The sequence below is a fragment of the Blautia ammoniilytica genome, assembly GCF_025566965.1.
Classification (GTDB): Bacteria; Bacillota; Clostridia; order Lachnospirales; family Lachnospiraceae; genus Blautia_A; species Blautia_A ammoniilytica.
This window is the reverse complement of the sequence record NZ_JAOQJL010000008.1, coordinates 56,365-71,381: the sequence shown is the minus strand read 5'-3', so window position 1 is coordinate 71,381 and position 15,017 is coordinate 56,365. Positions and strand designations below refer to the sequence as shown.

The 15,017-nt window shown below is 41.4% G+C and carries 18 protein-coding genes; 1 reads left to right on the top strand and 17 read right to left on the bottom strand.

The window, feature by feature from the left end:
* Nucleotides 1-24: 24 nt before the first annotated feature.
* From yhbY to OCV61_RS05495, 11 genes are all read right to left on the bottom strand, one after another.
* A complete protein-coding gene (yhbY, locus tag OCV61_RS05545) occupies nucleotides 25-321 on the bottom strand; it encodes a ribosome assembly RNA-binding protein YhbY (protein WP_158420960.1) in 297 nt (98 codons plus the stop codon).
* Nucleotides 322-340: 19 nt separating this feature from the next.
* Nucleotides 341-1,633 (bottom strand): GTPase ObgE, encoded by a 1,293-nt coding sequence (obgE, locus tag OCV61_RS05540; protein WP_158420959.1) that lies wholly within the window; start codon nucleotides 1,631-1,633, stop codon nucleotides 341-343.
* 78 nt (nucleotides 1,634-1,711) lie between these two features.
* Nucleotides 1,712-1,999, bottom strand: a complete 288-nt coding sequence (gene rpmA / locus OCV61_RS05535; RefSeq protein WP_005422790.1) for a 50S ribosomal protein L27 — start codon at nucleotides 1,997-1,999, stop codon at nucleotides 1,712-1,714.
* 5 nt (nucleotides 2,000-2,004) lie between these two features.
* On the bottom strand, nucleotides 2,005-2,328 hold the full coding sequence (locus OCV61_RS05530; protein ID WP_158420958.1) for a ribosomal-processing cysteine protease Prp: 324 nt from the start codon (nucleotides 2,326-2,328) through the stop codon (nucleotides 2,005-2,007).
* Nucleotides 2,329-2,340: 12 nt separating this feature from the next.
* Entirely contained in the window at nucleotides 2,341-2,646 is a 306-nt protein-coding gene (gene rplU, locus OCV61_RS05525) for a 50S ribosomal protein L21 (RefSeq protein ID WP_158420957.1), read from the bottom strand.
* 146 nt (nucleotides 2,647-2,792) lie between these two features.
* Nucleotides 2,793-4,022, bottom strand: coding sequence for a ribonuclease E/G (locus OCV61_RS05520; RefSeq protein ID WP_262582701.1), 1,230 nt, complete (start codon nucleotides 4,020-4,022; stop codon nucleotides 2,793-2,795).
* Complete coding sequence (locus tag OCV61_RS05515) at nucleotides 4,015-4,731, bottom strand: TIGR03936 family radical SAM-associated protein (RefSeq protein ID WP_334292244.1); 717 nt, start codon at nucleotides 4,729-4,731, stop codon at nucleotides 4,015-4,017. Before OCV61_RS05515 ends, OCV61_RS05520 begins: the two co-directional genes overlap by 8 nt.
* Nucleotides 4,706-6,595, bottom strand: coding sequence for a TIGR03960 family B12-binding radical SAM protein (locus OCV61_RS05510; RefSeq protein ID WP_158420955.1), 1,890 nt, complete (start codon nucleotides 6,593-6,595; stop codon nucleotides 4,706-4,708). The genes OCV61_RS05515 and OCV61_RS05510 overlap by 26 nt, the downstream gene beginning before the upstream one ends.
* A 380-nt stretch (nucleotides 6,596-6,975) precedes the next feature.
* A complete protein-coding gene (vapC, locus tag OCV61_RS05505) occupies nucleotides 6,976-7,380 on the bottom strand; it encodes a type II toxin-antitoxin system tRNA(fMet)-specific endonuclease VapC (RefSeq protein WP_158420954.1) in 405 nt (134 codons plus the stop codon).
* Entirely contained in the window at nucleotides 7,377-7,607 is a 231-nt protein-coding gene (vapB, locus tag OCV61_RS05500; RefSeq protein WP_158420953.1) for a type II toxin-antitoxin system antitoxin VapB, read from the bottom strand. The genes vapC and vapB overlap by 4 nt, the downstream gene beginning before the upstream one ends.
* Before the next feature lie 254 nt (nucleotides 7,608-7,861).
* Nucleotides 7,862-8,020, bottom strand: coding sequence for a hypothetical protein (locus tag OCV61_RS05495; protein ID WP_173728071.1), 159 nt, complete (start codon nucleotides 8,018-8,020; stop codon nucleotides 7,862-7,864).
* Nucleotides 8,021-8,221: 201 nt separating this feature from the next.
* Here OCV61_RS05495 and OCV61_RS05490 point away from each other — a divergent pair, with 201 nt between their 5' ends.
* Nucleotides 8,222-8,800, top strand: a complete 579-nt coding sequence (locus tag OCV61_RS05490; RefSeq protein ID WP_158420952.1) for a TetR/AcrR family transcriptional regulator — start codon at nucleotides 8,222-8,224, stop codon at nucleotides 8,798-8,800.
* A 45-nt stretch (nucleotides 8,801-8,845) separates the two neighbouring features.
* Here the strand turns inward: OCV61_RS05490 and OCV61_RS05485 are convergent, their stop codons facing one another.
* The 6 genes from OCV61_RS05485 to OCV61_RS05460 form a co-directional block, all read right to left on the bottom strand.
* Nucleotides 8,846-10,390 carry an AMP-dependent synthetase/ligase gene (locus OCV61_RS05485; RefSeq protein ID WP_158420951.1) on the bottom strand — a complete coding sequence of 515 codons (1,545 nt, stop codon included), beginning with the start codon at nucleotides 10,388-10,390 and terminating at the stop codon, nucleotides 8,846-8,848.
* Nucleotides 10,391-10,443: 53 nt separating this feature from the next.
* Nucleotides 10,444-10,674, bottom strand: coding sequence for an acyl carrier protein (locus tag OCV61_RS05480; protein WP_158420950.1), 231 nt, complete (start codon nucleotides 10,672-10,674; stop codon nucleotides 10,444-10,446).
* A gap of 131 nt (nucleotides 10,675-10,805) precedes the next feature.
* Nucleotides 10,806-12,194: a condensation domain-containing protein gene (locus OCV61_RS05475; RefSeq protein WP_158420949.1), complete on the bottom strand. Its 1,389-nt coding sequence runs from the start codon at nucleotides 12,192-12,194 to the stop codon at nucleotides 10,806-10,808.
* A gap of 184 nt (nucleotides 12,195-12,378) precedes the next feature.
* Nucleotides 12,379-13,347, bottom strand: a complete 969-nt coding sequence (locus tag OCV61_RS05470; RefSeq protein ID WP_158420948.1) for an alpha/beta hydrolase — start codon at nucleotides 13,345-13,347, stop codon at nucleotides 12,379-12,381.
* Nucleotides 13,348-13,497: 150 nt separating this feature from the next.
* The gene (locus OCV61_RS05465; RefSeq protein ID WP_158420947.1) at nucleotides 13,498-14,319 is read right to left on the bottom strand and encodes a hypothetical protein; all 822 of its coding nucleotides are present in this window, start codon (nucleotides 14,317-14,319) and stop codon (nucleotides 13,498-13,500) included.
* A gap of 113 nt (nucleotides 14,320-14,432) precedes the next feature.
* On the bottom strand, nucleotides 14,433-14,927 hold the full coding sequence (locus OCV61_RS05460) for a DUF2284 domain-containing protein (RefSeq protein ID WP_158420946.1): 495 nt from the start codon (nucleotides 14,925-14,927) through the stop codon (nucleotides 14,433-14,435).
* Between the last annotated feature and the right edge of the window lie 90 nt (nucleotides 14,928-15,017).

Genomic DNA, 15,017 nt, shown 5'->3' with positions numbered 1-15,017 from the left:
GACCTCCAGAAAAAACTTAAAAATTTATTTGCCAGGAAGGACGATCTTCTTCTTATCGTCTTTGCCTTCTCTATATAAAACGATTTTCTTACCGATCACCTGTACCACTTGGGAATGGGTACGTTCAGAAAGAATCTGTGCCATTTCTTTTGGGTCTTCCATGCAGTTCTGCAGGACGCTGATCTTGATCAGTTCCCTGGCCGCAAGAGCCTCTTCTACAGCAGCTGTATTCTGGGGAGTAAGGCCGCCCTTACCCAGCTGAAGAATAGGTGTCATTGTCATAGCAAGACTTTTCAGATATGCTCTTTGCTTTGTTGTCATCTTTGCTCCTCCCTGAATATTATTTATAATAATCAAATTCAAAGCCATACATACGTACAGTATCTCCGTCCTGTATTCCGGCTTTTTCCAGTTCTTCCAAAATGCCGCCTTCTTTCAGGAATTTCTGGAAGAAAGCAAAACCTTTCTCTGAGTCCAGATTGGTGTAGCCCAGCATTTTCTCAATACGTGGGCCTTCCACGATAAATACAGAAGAATCCTCAGGATCTGCTTCCACAGTAAATGGAAGATTTTCTGCCACAAGTGCATCCTCAGGGAAGAATTCCTGCTCAAACACAATAGATTTCCGCGGGCAGGCATCCAGAAGCTCTTTTACGTGGAAAAGAAGTTCCCGTACTCCCTGGCCGGTCACAGCAGAAATCGGATATACCTTGATCCCCTTTGGCTCAAATTCCTGTTTCAGACGCTGGATAGGATCCTCTTCTTCGTTATTGTAGATACAGTCGATCTTATTGGCTGCGATCACCTGGGGTCTGGAAGCAATTTCCTGGTTGTAAGCCTCCAGTTCCTTATTGATCTTATAAATATCCTCTACCGGATCTCTGCCTTCCGTAGATGCAGCATCCACAATATGGATGATCACACGGGTACGTTCAATGTGACGGAGGAACTCATGTCCCAGTCCCACTCCTTCCGATGCGCCTTCGATCAATCCTGGAATATCCGCAATAATAAATCCCCCATTCTCTGTGTCTACAACGCCAAGATTAGGGCTAAGCGTAGTAAAATGGTAATTAGCGATCTTAGGCCGGGCATTTGTAACCCGGGAAAGGAAGGTGGATTTCCCTACATTTGGAAATCCTACAAGTCCCACATCTGCAATGACCTTAAGCTCCAGAAGGACCTCCAGTTCCTGGGCTGGCTGTCCTGGCTGTGCATACTTTGGCACCTGCATGGTAGGTGTGGCATAATGCTGGTTTCCTTTACCTCCATGGCCGCCTTTTAATACAACCTGGCGTCTGTTTTCACCGGACATATCAGCAATGACCTTGCCGGACTGGGCATCCATGATCACAGTTCCTTCCGGAACCTTCAGAACAACGTCATTACCATTGGATCCGTGGCAGCGTTTCTTTCCGCCCTCTTCACCGTCACCGGCTTTATATTTCCTTTTGTGTCTGTAATCGCCCAGGGTATTCTGTCCCTCATCTATTTCAAATATTACATCTCCGCCGTTTCCGCCATCGCCCCCATCTGGGCCGCCGTCCGGAACATATTTCTCTCTGCGGAAGCTTACATGTCCATCACCGCCCTTACCGGAACGGATGATGATCGTTGCTCTGTCTGCAAACATAGAATACTCCTATTTTTATTATTATGAAAGAAAAGGCTCCAAACCCATGACAGATTTGAAGCCTTCTGCTACCTATAATTACTCTGCCTCTACCGGAACGATAGAAACCTGCTTCTTGTCACGACCCTTTCTGGTGAATCTTACAACACCATCGGTCAGTGCAAATAATGTATAGTCTTTACCGCAGCCAACGTTTTCACCTGGGTGAATCTTTGTTCCACGCTGTCTGTAAAGAATGTTGCCAGCTTTAACAAACTGTCCGTCTGCTCTCTTCGCACCTAATCTCTTGGACTCGGAATCACGGCCGTTCTTTGTGGAACCAACTCCTTTTTTATGTGCGAATAACTGAAGGTTCATTTTCATCATCGTTGTTACACCTCCTTGACTTTTAATGTCAAATATCGATTGTTATAATTATGCTCAATTTCCGTTAAACCGAGAATCAACGAATCCATAAGAAGCTTTCCTTCTGGAGTGTTTGGGCTCTGTTCAAATATAATGGATACATATCCATCTTTGTCTTTCGCCTGAAACTTCTCCTTTGTAAAAGTCTCCAGGGAATTAACAGTATTGATGATCAGTGCTGAAACGGCAGCACATACAATATCCTGCCCGCTTTGGGCATAACCTGCGTGTCCGCTGGAACGAAACTCTATATATGAATCATTTCTCTTTTTAACTGTAATTGTGATCATAATGACACCAGATTAACCATTAATCTTTTCGATCTTAACTTTGGTGTACTGCTGTCTGTGACCGTTTTTCTTGTGATATCCAGTTTTTCTTTTGTACTTGTAAACGATGACTTTTCTAGCCTTTCCGTTCTCAACTACAGAAGCGGTAACACTGGCATCTTTCACAGCCTCGCCTACTTTCATTCCGTCATTGCTGACAGCAATAACATTGTCAAAAGTAACGGTCTCACCAGCTTCAACTCCGAGCTTCTCAACTCTGATTACGTCGCCTTCAGCAACTTTGTACTGTTTACCACCTGTTGCAATAATTGCGTACATCTGTGGCACCTCCTATAACATTACTCGCCAAATATGGTGGCCTCTGTATAAAACAGAAGCACTTCAACCTCTTTGTGCGGCATACGTGATTATAATAACAGACCTTTTTTGGTTCGTCAATATATTTTTCTACGTTTTTTTGATTTTTATAAGCTTTTTTCTGCCTTCTGCAGATCCATCAGATCCTCGATCACAGGTCTGCGCACCTTTTTTCTGGTCATTTCAAGAATATTCAGTGGCGTAATATCCACTGCCCTGCAGCGCACAGAATCCTTCTTAAGATGTTTCTTCAGTACATGGAAAAGCTCATCGATATGATCCGGATTTTCCATATTAATAAAATCGATGAGGATGATCCCGGAAAGATTCCGAAGCCGCAGTTGTCTGGCAATCTCCTCTGCAGCTTCCAGGTTGATCTTACGATAGGTTTCCTGAACCTTTTTCTTTCCTGTAAACTTTCCTGTATTCACATCAATGGAGACAAACGCTTCTGTCTGCTGGATCACAAGAAAACCGCCGCTGTTCAGCCACACTTTTTCATGCCAGATCTCGTCAATAGCAGACTCGATCCTGTACAGCTTATAAAGGGGCAGCAGTTTGTCTGTATACATACGAACTTTGGAAAGCTCCTGCGGGCTGCTTTCCTCCAGATAAGCGTAGATCTGCTGATAATATTCCGGGATATCGGTAACGATCTCTTCCAGCTTCTGGCTATAAGTATCCCGGATCCTTCGTATATACTCTGGTTCAGGCTGATACAAAAGACTGCAGCAGGTACGGCTGCGTCCATTTACAGCTACCTTTTGATACGTTTCCCGAAGATGTTTAAATTCTCTTTCCAGTTCTTCTTTTTCTGCTTCTGCAGCATTTGTACGCACGATCAGTCCATATTCCTTATCCGGTTTCTGGATTTCATCCTCAAACCAGCCAGAAAGTCTTTTCCGGTCTTCAACGCTTAGCTTTTTGGAAAGACCGAATTTCTTATCGCCTGTAGTCAGTACCAGATACTTCCCGGTAAAATTCAGATTTCCGGACAATGCAGGAAGTTTTCCTTTCATGGCATCCCTGCTTACCTGCACAAGCAGCTCATCACCTGGCTTAAGGGGATGATTATCTGCAGTTCGCCCTGCGCTGAAAATAGCTGTTTTCCCTTCTTCCAACGAAAGATAGCCTCTTACATCCGGTGCGATCCGTACAAATGCAGCCTGAATGTTGGCAGCCACATTCTCCACCTGTCCAACATAAATATTGTCCAGGATAGATTTCCTGTTTTCAGGCTCCAGCTGAAGTTCCATGATCTTCTGATCTTCTGTAAGAATACAGACACTGCAGGAAATTCCGCTTATTTCCATCCGGGTGATAATAAGTTTACTCAATTTCCTCTCCTAACGCTTCCAAAGTAACAAAACGATGGTTATCTTCACTACCAAGATCTGCATATACTTCCAGTCGTTTGACCATCCATGGAAATTCAGACATTTCTTCTTTCAGCCAGCTGCAAAAACTGTTCATCACGGCTTCCGGTTTTGTGTAATTAGAACTTGCAGATGCCAGTTTCATAAATATACCCTGTTCCTGCTGCTCCATCTGGTAAATACATGGACGGATATCCACCTCTTTTGTGCCTTTTTTTGTTTCCTTTGTTATAAGGATCTCAGGCTGTGCCAAAAATTCCTGAATTCTCTCACGCCATACACACTTCGGCTCTTTTCCTTCTCTAAATACTACATAATAATCAGCGGCAGCTACAAGAGACATTGCTTTCCCGGCTTTTCCGTCTTCCACTTTTCTTGCACTGAGCACATGCACGCCCTCTGTCATCTGGGCATCCAACAGATCCCTGATCTGGGAAGTAGGAATGGTCTTTGTAAGCTCCAGATCAAAATATTCTCCCAGGCTTTCAACGCCAACCCCAAGAGGTGCGGCAAAGGACATAATCATGTGAGGACTGTATCCACCTGAAAATGCCACCGGAAGTCCTGCCCTGCGGATTGCCTTCTGGAAATAGCGCATGGTGTCCAGATGACCTACAAATTTTATAGGGCCTTCTTTTGTAAACTTAATTCTTACTTTCAAGACACACACCTCCTTTATAACCAGCGGCTCCGCAGCCGGAACATTTCTGCCTGCAGTTTGGTGTTACAATTTCTTTATGTGCCTGCTCCCATTCGCGGATCAGGAATTTCTTCTTAACACCTGCATCAATAAAATCCCAGGGCAGGATTTCATCAGTACTCCGCTCCCGTAATGTATAAAAATCAATATTCACTCCTGTTTCTGCAAAAGCTTCCTTCCATATATTATAATCAAAGGATTCAGACCAGGCATCATAAATCGCACCCTTTTCATATGCTTTCAGGATTACTTGTGATGCACGCCGGTCTCCTCTTGCAAGAAAGCCTTCCAGTACAGTCACATCCGGCTCATGCCAGTTATAACGGATACTTCTCTGATTCAGCTGTGCACGGATCTCGTCCTTTACTACTTTTGCCTTGTCAATAAAATCTTGCTCTGTATACATTCCAGCCCATTGGAATGGAGTAAATGGCTTGGGAACAAAGAAAGATGTACTCACGTTGATCTGAATCTTGCCATGGCGTTTTTCCTTTGGAATCAGATCATAATATTCCTCTGCAATCTTCTCAGCAAGATGTGCGATCCCTTTCATATCTTCTTCTGTCTCGGTAGGCAGCCCAAGCATGAAATATAATTTAACTTTATTCCAGCCGCCAAGAAAGGCATCTGCTGCACCCTGCATGATATTCTCTTCTGTAAGTCCTTTATTGATCACGTTACGAAGTCGTTGTGATCCGGCTTCAGGGGCAAATGTCAGACTGCTTTTCTTAATGTCCTGTACCTTACTCATAACATCCAGTGCAAATGCGTCGATCCTAAGAGACGGCAGGGAAATATTCACACACTTTTCTTTAAATTCATCAATCAGGAAATTCACCAGCTCCGGAAGATGTGAATAGTCACTGGAACTTAAAGAACTTAAGGAAATCTCCTCATGTCCAGTGCTTTCCAGCATCTCTCTGGCTGAATCCTTCAAAGTCTGGATATCCCGCTCACGGGTTGGTCGATAGATCATTCCAGCCTGACAGAATCTGCATCCACGGATACATCCTCTTTGTATTTCCAGCGTCACTCTGTCCTGTGTTGCCTTAATAAATGGAACAACCGGTTTTTTAATGGAGCGGTAGCCTTTTTCCATATCTATGATCAGCTGCTTCTGAATGACTCTGGGTGCTTCTGCCCGGTTCGGCTCAAAGGAAGCAATGGTGCCATCTTCATGATAAGTCACATCATAAAATGCCGGAACATAAATCCCGGGGATCTGTGCCGCAAGAAGTAAAAAGTCTTCCCTGGATCCCCCTGCAGCTTTATTTGCCTTATATGCGTCAAACAACGCATCATAAACCGTTTCACCTTCACCAATATAAAAAAGGTCAAAAAAGGCAGCCAGTGGTTCCGGATTGTAGGCACATGCACCGCCGCCTACAACGATGGGACATGAATCATCTCTGTCTTTGGCCAGCAATGGTATATGAGACAAATCCAGGGTCTGCAATACGTTGGTGTAGCACATCTCATATCCTAAGGTAATACACAGAAAATCGAACTGACGGATAGGGTCCTGGGACTCCAGTGCAAACAGCGGAATATTTTTCTCACGCATCACCTTATCCAGGTCCATCCATGGAGAAAAAACACGCTCACACCATACATCTTCCCTCTCATTAAACATGTTGTACAAAAGCATCATACCTAAATTGGACATTCCAATCTCATACACATCCGGGAAATCAAATGCCACACGTACCTTCACGTTGGGATCAATATTCCCATCCTCATCCATTTTCATAACAGAGTTGACTTCTCCGCCGATATAGCGGGCTGCTTTGTCAACACTAAGCAATATTTCGTCACTAAGTGCTAATTTTCTCATACTATTCCTTTCGATAATTGTGCATATACAACAATAAGGCAATGAATTTCTAGGAAATTCAGATTTCTGTAATATGCGTTTTAGAACTCAAAAATCTGTCTGTCAGGTCGAAAAACCGGAAAAACAGAGGGGCACTTTTAAGCCTGTTTTTTGGCTAAAAATGCATTTGGTCACTTTTTCTATTTTCAAGCAAAAAAATAACCTCAGCATCTGGAAATGCGTGAGACCATTTTGATACCGGAAAACAGGACCATTAACAGTGTTTTTATTATAAACAGAAACGCTTAGAAGTTCAAGTATATAATTTTTATTCGGAAAAATCATGAGGATTTTCGGCGGAAAAAGCCCTGCACTAAGCAGAGCTTTCAGCTTTTCATGTTTTATTCTTTAGTCCAATCTTCTACCGCTAATCCCTCAATTCTATAAAACTCTCTTGTATTATTAGTCACCACCGTAAGCCCTTCTGATTTTGCATGACCTGCAATCTGCATATCCAATGGTCCAATCGGAGTTCCTTTTCTTTCCAGATTTGCCAGGATTTTCCCATATTCTTCTGCAGCATAGCTATCAAAATCCAAAATGGTAATTGGGGATAGAAAAAGTGACATTGCAATTCGATTCTTCTCTACTGCCTGGCTTTTTTCAACACCATGCATCAGCTCTCCATATGTGATAGAAGAAATACACATATCATCCGGATCATGACGTAGAAAATTACGAATTACTTCTGGCGGTTTATTTTTTATTGCATAAATACAAATATTTGTATCCAGCATATACTTCATAAAGATTCTCGCTCCTGTTCTTTTGGCTGTTCCCTTCCCTCTTCCATAAAATCATTTGAGAACATATCAAAGCTGCTTAAAAAACCAGACCATTTATTATTTTGTGGCATTAAGATAACAATATCTCCAATCTTATTTACAGCCACTTCGTCTCCTGCAAACTGGCATTCTTTAGGAAGCCTCACAGCCTGACTTCTGCCATTTTCAAATAATTTTGCTGTCATCATAGTAAAGCACCTCCTCTTCTATGAATAGTATATACCGTGATATATATCACGGTCAAGAGAATCTTTTGAGCATAGGTATATTTTAACTTGATTTTGCCAGAATATTTTTTAATTCGTTTGCCACGGCAGCCACAAGAGTGTCTTTTTCTTCAGTAGATATTCTATATTCCGTAATATGCTACCAAAACTTCCTTGGCTCCAGGTGCATGGACTTTGCTAATGGATTAATTTCAATGATAAGTTTTTGACAGAAATTATATGCTAAGAAGTTTATATGCATCTCGTGCGAAATTCAATTCATCATCAAAAGTTTCGCTATAGTAATATGGACCGCATATGCCAAGAGGTTCACCACAAAAATCTTCGTAATCTCCTTTTGCAGTAATCTCCAACACGGACAGTGTTTCAGCCAACTCACATCCTTCTTTATATGCAGCCAGATCAATACATTTATTATTCGGATCGATATTCCATACATAAAAACTCTTCTCTTAACTGGCATTTCTTTACTTGTAACAGCTGCTATTGACAAGTACTTGAAGGTGTTTTATAATTCTTCTAAATTAGTAATCATTCTTATTTAAACAATTGAAAGAGAGAGGGAGTGTATACCCATGCAGAAGCCGGATTCTGACGAAAGATTTTATGTAGCTGATGAAGCTATCTTAGGTGCTTTTTTTAAACTATCCCGTGAAAAAGCCCCTGACAAAATCACAGTATCTGACATCATCAAAGCTGCAGGTATTGCCAGAAGCACCTTTTATAATCATTACCAGGATATCCCCTCGCTGGTAGCTGCTGTTGAAGAGAAAACAATCCATGATGTTTTTTCCATGATGGAGAAATTCCATCCCCGGAATGACCTGGATATCTGTCGCTCCTATTTTCTTTCAATCTGTCGGTACACTATAGAAAATCCTTTTCTTGCAGGACTTCTGAGCACACCTCATGGCAATGATCTGTTTGAAAAAATGCTGACTATGCTCCATCACTATGTGACGGATACTACATCCAATTCCAGTCCAAATGAACACACAAGGGAAGAAATTTCTTATGTGATCACCTGTGCTATCGGAAGCACGGTTGGAGTCCTGCACAAATGGGCCAGGGATCAGTTCGATCTGGAGCCAGAAGCCATCGCAGATATTTTGTCCCAGGTTTTTTTATCCGGCATGCTTCCTCTTTTGTCCTAGGACATTAAAAAGGCCTTCTGTAAGCTGCACAGAAAGCCTTTTTTATTATGCAAGAGGTTCATCGATCAGAACATCCTGTCTTCTGATTTTTTTCGTTGTGTTACGGATAAATGGATTTTTCCTGACAACCAACCCTGTAATCTGGCGATAGGTTGGCTGATTTTGATTGTACTCATCCAAAAATGACTGAAGCAGTCTTTGAACAGAATCTGCATCCAATGCCTTCGCTTCTACAACTGCCTGCTCCGGATAGATCCGGGCTGTCAGTCCATTCTTCTCACCCGTCACGATCACTTCGCCTACAAGAGGATTCAGGGCAAGCTTATTCTCAATCTCTTCCGGAGAAACATTTTCACCATTTGACAGGATGATCAGGTTTTTCACCCTTCCGTTAATGAATAAATAACCATCCTCATCCATATATCCTTTGTCTCCTGTATGCAGCCAGCCATCCTTAAGAGTCTCCTTGGTTTCCTCCGGCATTTGATAGTAGCCCTTCATAACACTTGTTCCACGCACCAGAATCTCCCCATTATCAAACCTGACCTCCACGTTTTCAAGAGGCTGTCCAATAGAACCCGGCTTATGGTTTTCCGGTGTATTGTTACTGATAACAGGAGAGCATTCGGACATTCCATACCCTTCCAGTATCTGAATACCGTATTGTGCAAAGCAGTCAATATAATATGGGTCCAGGTGTGCGCCACCGGTAAATATTGTATGCAGGTTTTTCCCGAATACTTTTTCTGCAAGAACTTTTTTGGGTATTGATGGGTCAGAAGCAGCCAATTTCTTATAAATCGTTTCAATCATCATCGGTACCATAAGCATAATGTCTGGTTCAAAAATGCTCATATTCCTGACCATGTGAAGCAGAGAATCATTGATACAAATAGTTGCCCCCTGGGAAAAGCCCTTCAGCCAGTCCATCACAAGGCAGAAAGCATGATGAATAGGGAGTACACTAAGCATCACAGTACCCGGTTCTGCTGAAATTTTTACAGCCTCAACATTGGAAGCCAGATTATTCTGGGTCAACATAACTCCTTTACTTTTTCCAGTTGTTCCTGAAGTAAAAATAATTGTCGCAATATCCTCTTTATCCGGACAGACAGCATCTGCAGAGGCATTATTTCCTGTATTCCGAAGTTCACTGATACTGTATACTTTTTCCGGTGCATCCTCTACCTTTTCCTGAAGTATCCATATCTTCTGAAGACCTGGACAATTTTCCAGAAAAGCCTGAAGATAGGGTCTGTGCTTCGGACTTAAAAAAAGAGCTGCGGAATCGGAGCGATTGATCAGCTCCACCAGATCCTCCCAGGGCAGCGCTGCATCAAGCGGCACTGCTGTAGTACACCCTGTAATAATTCCAATATAACTCTCGATCCACTCTACGGAACTGGTTCCAATCAATGCAATATGTTTTCCCTCAAAGCCCTCTGCAAGAAGACCTTTTCTCACAGAAACTGCATTTTTCATTATTTCACAATAGCTTCTCTCTGAAATCTCTTTCCTGTTAAGCCATTTTACAGCATTGACATTGCCAAATTTCTGTACACTTTCTTCTAATATATCTCTAACCAGCATATCCATTTTCTCCCTAGTGCCTGCTTTAAACAGGTGCTGATCTACACCTCTTCCTACTGAAAGTTTTCCAGTAATTCAAGTGCTTCTCCAATGGTTACGATTTTCATTACTTCGCTCTCTTCAAGCTCAATATCAAATGTGTCCTCAAGTTCACCTAAAAAAGACATAAAATCCAAAGAGCTGAATCCCAAATCCTCACGGAATCTCATATTATTTGTTATTTCTTCCGGTGCCACATTGCTATACTGTGCCACGATATTTTTAAATTTCATTTCCTGATTCATTATCATCTATCCTCCTGTTATGTAAAATCCTATTATATTTTTTGATTTCCAATTTGTCCTGCCAAATGCCTTTTATATTTTTGCCTTGTCAAATGCTTTTTATATTATTCAGACAGTCATCAAAATAACTTTCAGACTTGTTCCATGATCTCACCAAGACTCATATCCGGTTCTGCAATTCCTTTAAACAAAATCCGCATCATATAATAATAGAGAAGTTCCATATCATGTTCTTCCAGGTGTGCTGTTTGATAATGATAGGAAAAATTCATTCCACCATCCTCTGTATGGGATACGGTCAAATATATTTTCTTGGTTGCTGCACCATTGGCAAACCATTTGGCATGTTGGCGGACAACTCCCAGCATTTCATTTTCTACCTTTACCGGCATTGGCTGATAAGTCAGATAGAAGCTTTCATAACTGGTATGCTCCGGTGTATGATATCTTTTTCGCAGTTCTTCCATAATAAGTTCAGGATCGTAATTGCTATGCATATAAATACGGTTCTGTATATTCTGGATTTCATAAGCAGCAGAAAGAAAATCTGTTTCAGATGAGATCACCGTTCTGCACGGAAACATAATCGTCCTGCTTCCGCCAGAGGTCCACTCTTCATGGGTAGAACGTCTGGATATAAAATTCTGGATGGTAATATCCTCCTGTCCATTATTAACCTTAGACAGATAAGTACGAATACCAAGCAGAAGAAGATTTGTCATGGAAAGCTGATGATTCATACAGAAATCAATCAGATTCTGAGTTGGCCCCGGCTCCAGATGATAATCCTTAACTGCTACAAATAAATTATCCATTTCAATATCTGCGGATCGAAGTTTCGGATTTCCATGCCGCTTTCTGGCAATCTCCAGTACAGATGGTCCCTGAATATCAGAATACAGCGGCTCTCCCAAAGCATCCAGCTGATCCTCCCAGAATTTTTTGTCTTTTGCAAAACGCTTTTCATTGCTGGCTTTTGCCAGATCTTTCTTCAGTACTGTTTCAAAATCAGCCAATTCCTGTGGATGCGCTGTTCCATACCTGTAATAGGTATAAAGCTGAAACAGATCTCCGATCATTACTACAAGTCCACAGGAATCAATCAGTCGGTGATCCATATGTACAAAAAAGCCATTGTATCCTTCCGGCAGCTTCAACATAGTGAACTCACACATGGGAATATTATCGCCATCAAAGGTTTCATATGCCCATTGCTGCATCAATTCATCAGCTTTTGCAAGGTTTTCCATTTTGGACAGATCCTTCAGTTCAATGTCACGCGTATCCTGTTTTACAATATACTGTTTCACATTTCCGTCTTGGTCCGGTTTTGTAAAATGCACCCGGGTGCATCCTGAACGCTCTGTTTCCATTTGGATACACTTTTTTAATAATCCAAAATCCAATTCAGCCTGTACAGAAGCCACAACACTGACACCGGATACCTGCTGTGTACCATAGTCCCTGATCCAGTTATGATGCATCTTCTGAGCAGCCGTTAACGGATAGTAATCTCTCATTCTTAATCAATCCTTCCTGTTATAAATATTACATTTTTGCTCCAGATGAAAAATAGCATATATTTCAGGGAAATACCAGTATCTCCCAGACTTAATGAACACTTTATAAAAAATTGACCGGGATTTATCAAACAGTTTTTTGTAAAATGTTTGATAAATCCCGGTCCAAAGAATTGTTATGCTGTTAATCGTATTTCTCAAAAAAATGCATCATTGTATTCTGATATAGCCTGGGGTCTGCATAGGCACAGCACAAATGCCGTGCCCCAGGCACAACCACAAGCTCTTTCGGAGCCTTGCATAACCTATAGTTCTGAAATGAATTATGCGGATAAACATAGGTATCCTTATCTCCGTGATAAAATAAAACCGGTATGGTATTCGTCTGCATTGCTGCTGTAGTATCTGCATCCTTCATATGAAATCCGGCCAGTGTGCTGCAAAGCCAATCCATCTGCATTAATAGCAAAGGAACATGATGAAGATGAAACCAGTGCACCGCCATGTCCTTCATTTGTCCTTTCATGGAACGGAAGCCGCAGTCAGCAATCAGGCCTTTCACTTCCGAAGGCAGTCTGTGTGCAGATGCCATCAGCACAGCTGACGCCCCCATAGACTGCCCATATAAATAAATGGGAAGCTTTTTCTTGTTTCGTTTAGATACATAGATTGCCCAACGCTGAACATCCCACTGCTCCATTGCGCCAAAGGTAATATATTTTCCCTCACTGTCACCGCAACAGCGTTGTTCCATAAACAGAAGATCACATTGATGTTCATGAAGGTATTTTGCCATAAATGACATTGTGCCAAATCGACTGCCACGATATCCATGGCTTAATATAACAAACCGTTTTGGATTTTTGGCCGGCAGGTAAAATCCATGTAGCTTTAACCCATCCACACTTCTGATATAGCAGTCCTCCATCTTTTGGGCAAAGCACCATTCTTTACTTTCATGGTATTCCTTCTCGTATCCATTCTGAGGATGGTTTTCCCTGATGTGAGACAGTTCAAACCATTTCTTCCTTTCTTTCTTGGGAGCGCCCCTTTTACAGCAAATCATCATATGGAAGAGGCGCCAGCTTATCTCCATAAATCCCGAAACAATAATAAGAAGAACTATAAACACTTTAGAAATTCTCTTTTTCATGAAAACACCCCGAGTAATTGTCTTATCACTGCATAATACAGAAGACCATCTTTCTTGATCCACACTGCGACTTTGATACCTCTACTATACAGCAGGCAAACCATTTAAGCTTGTATTTACTACACTTTTCAATCTCAGGACTGATAATTCTCATCCAGCAATTCCTCTACTCCATGAAGTAAGGGCTTTCTTTTTATTTCCGTTGAGATCGCATCTACACTTTCTTGTTTTCCAGTTATAGGTTGCTTCTGTATAATAAATGTAATTTCCTTTTACAGATACTTTAATAGCTCTTCCACAAATTGTTTTGCATTTGTTTCCGTCTCTATTTATCAGATAAACCGGACCGCCATGCGGGAATCCTACTGCGGTTACCAGAACTTTATTCTTTACTTTCTGGACTGTTGAACAATCTTTTTTGAGGCGCTTTATCTGTTTTGTCTCCAGATTTACTACTGCAAAATTTCCCATACCATCACCATACTGGGTCTCATATCCCATATAAAGATAGGTACCATCGCAACCAATAATACCGTCCACAGGGCCTTCCCCTCCGAAGCTTATCAGTACTTTGTTTGTGCCGGTTTTTAGATTGTACTGCATCAATGTACGCTTTCTGTAGGTTCCTCCAAAATTTCCGCTTCTTACAAATGCCGCACTTTCGTAATAAAAAAATTTTCCATTTGTTACAATGGTGCCGCTTGAACAGTTTTTAAGAACTACTTTCTTTTTACCGTTTTTTGTCGCATATACAATATAGCGATTAGTTCTGCTGTTGTACTTCATAGAATAAGTTGTTCCATTGACTTTGTCGCTTTTATAAAAAGATATCTTTTTATATGCACTGAGTCCGCTGGATGCTGCCTGTACATTCTCTGTTGTTTCTGCTACTGTAAAGGTCATAACGAACGCCATCAATAATACCATACATATAGTCAGCAGTCTGTTGTCTTTGTTCCATCTGTTTTTCATTTTTCCATCCTCCTGTTTATTTATAAATGAGCAAGTTCGTGATTTTATATAAAATAAAGATACTTCGATTCCGTGTGTTGTATAATGAAAGTGACATGCTCCAGCTTAAGAAATCAAAAAAAGTCTACTGTTTCTCTCGCTTTAACATGAAAAAGAATTTGTGAAAAATAACGTATTTTATCATCGTTTCCCCAGCAGATCATTCCTACCGCATCAGCCATTTCCTGTGCATCAATACAGTAGGCGGACATGCAGGAGTGATGCTTATAGGGACCGGCAGACATGATCAGAAGATCCCTGTTTCCGGATTCCTCTATTTTGGATGCCAGCTGCTCAGTAAGCTTATTGTGAGCAAATTTCGCCTTTTTGTAATCAGAATGTCTGCTTTGTATGGTCTGCAAAATAAGAGTTTTTTCATAGGTTAATGCTCTTTGTTTCATAGCTTCTACAGTTCCGCTTTCAGGCGGACAGGCAGGATTCACATTGTAACATCCACATTGATTTTCTTCACAAAATCTCCGATACTCTGGTTTAAAAATAAGCTTTTGCGTATCCATGATCGCTGCATTTGAGAAGCCAAGTTCTTTCGCTTCTTTTACGTAATCCATAGAAAAATTCCTCCAAATCATCATTTCCCCTTATTTCTCTTGTCAATTTACAACAAGTGAAATAAGGGGAATGCGATATCATCAATACTT